Source organism: Vicinamibacterales bacterium (assembly GCA_036012125.1).
Taxonomy (GTDB): domain Bacteria; phylum Acidobacteriota; class Vicinamibacteria; order Vicinamibacterales; family UBA823; genus UBA11600.
Genome location: DASCOS010000030.1, coordinates 1 through 3,171, shown reverse-complemented (window position 1 = coordinate 3,171; position 3,171 = coordinate 1). Strand labels below are relative to the sequence as shown.

The window sequence follows — 3,171 nt, the reverse complement described above, 5'->3', positions numbered from 1 at the left end:
GCAGAACCCTTTATCGCCACACGTAGCTCCGCATCCGACCGTGTCCAGAGATCGGTAAGACTTGGCCTATCGAATATGGCGCGTGGAGCCCAGGCACCGTCATCCGACTTGGCCGGGGCACTGTTCCATGGACAGACATCCTGACAGATATCACATCCAAACACATGGTTCGTGAGGTCGTCACGCTGTGACTCCGGCACACCGTTTTTTAGCTCGATCGTCAGATAGGATAGACACTTGGTTGCATCGAGCACCCACGGTCTTGGAAGGGCTTCGGTGGGACACGCCTCGATGCACAGAGTGCAATTTCCGCACTGGTCCAGCGCAGCTTCATCGGGTGGTAGGTCCAAACTACAAATGATTTCCGACAAGAACAGCCACGAGCCTTGCTCGGCGTTAATGAGACAGGTGTTTTTACCGATCCAACCAAGGCCGGCGTGTTGTGCGTAAACACGCTCCTGCACCGGACCTGTATCAACATAGGCCTTACCCTGAAACGCTGCTCCAGCCCGTTCGGCCATCCATCGACACAACGCGTCAGTGCGTGCACCTATAACCTGGTGATAGTCATCACCCCAGGCATAACGCGCGATGCTTGCTTCGGTCGGTTTACCTGTTTCAATCGAGTACGGACGGTCGACATGATAAACCGTCGCTAGCATTACGACTGACCTAGCCGACGGCAGTACCGCGCGGACATCCGAGCGCCGGTCGGCACTCCGTGTCATATACGACATCTCACCCGCGTATCCGTGATCAACCCATTCACGGAGAAAGCCTAGCTCTGGCAGACTCACAACCGGAGCGATTCCACACAAATCGAAGCCCAGTTCGAGTGCCTGTGCCTTTATTTCAGGGGCGGTGATCATCAGTGTGACATTAGTGCTCGTCGGTCTGTGGGCGACTCTGAGACATAACAATCTGACGGAGGACGTATGGCAGAATACCGCCGTGTTGGAACGCTACAAGTTCGTCAGGGGTATCAATTCTAATAGTGGCAGGAAATATCAATTCTTCACCACTGGCCCGCTGGACACGCACGTCGATTTGGCCACGTGGCGCGAGTTGGTTGACGATGCCTAGAAAATCGAACTTCTCTCTTCCGGTGAGGCCGAAGGACGATACCCCGCCACCTTCACTGAACTCCAGTGGGAGTACGCCCATATTGACAAGGTTGCTCCGATGAATCCGCTCAAAGCTCTCAGCGAGAACGACCCGTACGCCGAGCAATCGTGTACCTTTGGCAGCCCAGTCACGCGACGACCCCGAACCATACTCTTTCCCAGCCAGTACGACTAGCGGCGTTCCAGCTTCACGATACTTAACAGCAGCATCGTAAATGGGCATCTGCTCATCCTCGGGTTGATATCGCGTCCACCCTCCTTCGGTACCAGGCGCTAGTTGATTGCGAAGTCGAATGTTGCCGAAAGTCCCGCGCATCATGACTTCGTGGTTGCCGCGCCGCGCACCATAGGAATTGAACTCGGACGGCGGTACGCCCTGCTCGATCAAATATCGGCCGGCAGGGCTGTCACTGGCGATTGCACCGGCCGGTGAGATGTGATCGGTCGTTACGCTGTCAGCAAGCACAGCTAGTACTCGGGCCCCGCATATGTCTTCCAGTGGGGAGGGCTCGAGCATTAAATCTTCAAAAAACGGTGGGTGCCGAATGTAAGTCGACGTAGCGTCCCAAGCAAACTGGTCGCCCTCAGGCGACGGAAGGGCTTGCCAACGACTGTCGCCGACGAATACCGAGCGGTAACTCTTTGTGAACATCTCGGCCTTGACCGAAGCACTCATACTCGTCTGAATTTCCTGTGAGGTCGGCCAGATGTCACTTAAGAAAACCTCTTGTCCGTTGGACCCCAGCCCAAGCGCTTCCCGAGTCAAGTCAAGGGTCATTCGACCAGCGAGCGCATAAGCAACGACTAGTGGAGGTGATGCTAGATAGTTCGCCCGTATTTGCTGCTGAATTCGCCCTTCGAAGTTCCGGTTTCCACTCAAGACAGACGCCACGACCAAATCACGCGCGGTGACGGTATCCGATACCTCCTTCGGCAAGGGACCGGAATTACCGATGCACGTCGTGCACCCATACCCCACGAGATGGAATCCAAGGTCTTCTAGATACTTTAGAAGGCCGGATTTCTTAAGGTAATCAGTCACCACCTGCGACCCAGGCGCAAGGCTTGTTTTGACCCATGGCTTAACCTTCAAGCCACGTTCAACCGCCTTCTTGGCAAGCAGCCCCGCCCCGATCAGCACACTGGGGTTTGAGGTGTTTGTGCAACTCGTGATCGCGGCAACGACGACCGACCCATCCTCTAGTCCATCGCCAGTCGGGGTTGGGGACTGCCCTCGAATCTCGCTGAGCGCATTTGCGAACTCCGTCTTTGCCTGGCTAAGGGCTACCCGGTCCTGTGGTCGCTTCGGGCCCGCCAGGCTAGCTTCTACCGTTGCAAGATCGAGTTCAAGAGTGGTCGTGTACTCAGGATGATTCGACGGATCGCGAAAGAGGCCTTGCGCCTTGGCGTATGCCTCGACCAGTGCTACATGCTCACTGTCTCGCCCGGTAAGCCGAAGGTAGTCCAGTGTCATTTCGTCGATTGGGAAGACCGCAACTGTTGCACCGTATTCAGGCGCCATGTTACCCAACGTTGCACGATCGGCAATTGTCAGATGCTCAAGACCGGTTCCGAAAAATTCAACAAACTTCCCTACAACCCCATGCTGGCGAAGTCGCTCGGTAATGGTGAGCACGAGGTCCGTTGCGGTGATGCCTTCATTCAACCTGTTGGTTAATCGAAACCCAACCACTTCTGGAGTAAGCATTGATATCGGCTGCCCAAGCATCGCCGCCTCTGCTTCGATCCCGCCGACACCCCACCCGATCACACCGAGCCCATTAACCATTGTGGTGTGTGAGTCCGTACCAACGAGTGTGTCTGGAAATGCGACGACCTGGCCGTCAATCGTCTCACAACAAACGACTCGCGCAAGGTATTCCAAGTTAACCTGATGCACGATTCCGGTTTCTGGCGGCACGACTTGGAAGTTTCCGAACGCGTTCTGTCCCCATCGGAGGAATGCATATCGCTCACGGTTGCGCTGATATTCAAGCTCAGCATTCAATAACAATGCATCGGGTCGTCCAAAATAGTCGACTTGGAC

2 protein-coding genes are annotated in these 3,171 nt (G+C 55.3%); both read right to left on the bottom strand.

Annotation, left to right across the window (positions count from 1 at the left end):
* A partial coding sequence (gene queG, locus QGH09_09615; GenBank protein HJO18441.1) for a tRNA epoxyqueuosine(34) reductase QueG occupies window positions 1–869 on the bottom strand: 869 nt, incomplete at its 3' end.
* A 10-nt stretch (window positions 870–879) separates the two neighbouring features.
* A partial coding sequence (gene acnA, locus QGH09_09610; GenBank protein ID HJO18440.1) for an aconitate hydratase AcnA occupies window positions 880–3,171 on the bottom strand: 2,292 nt, incomplete at its 5' end.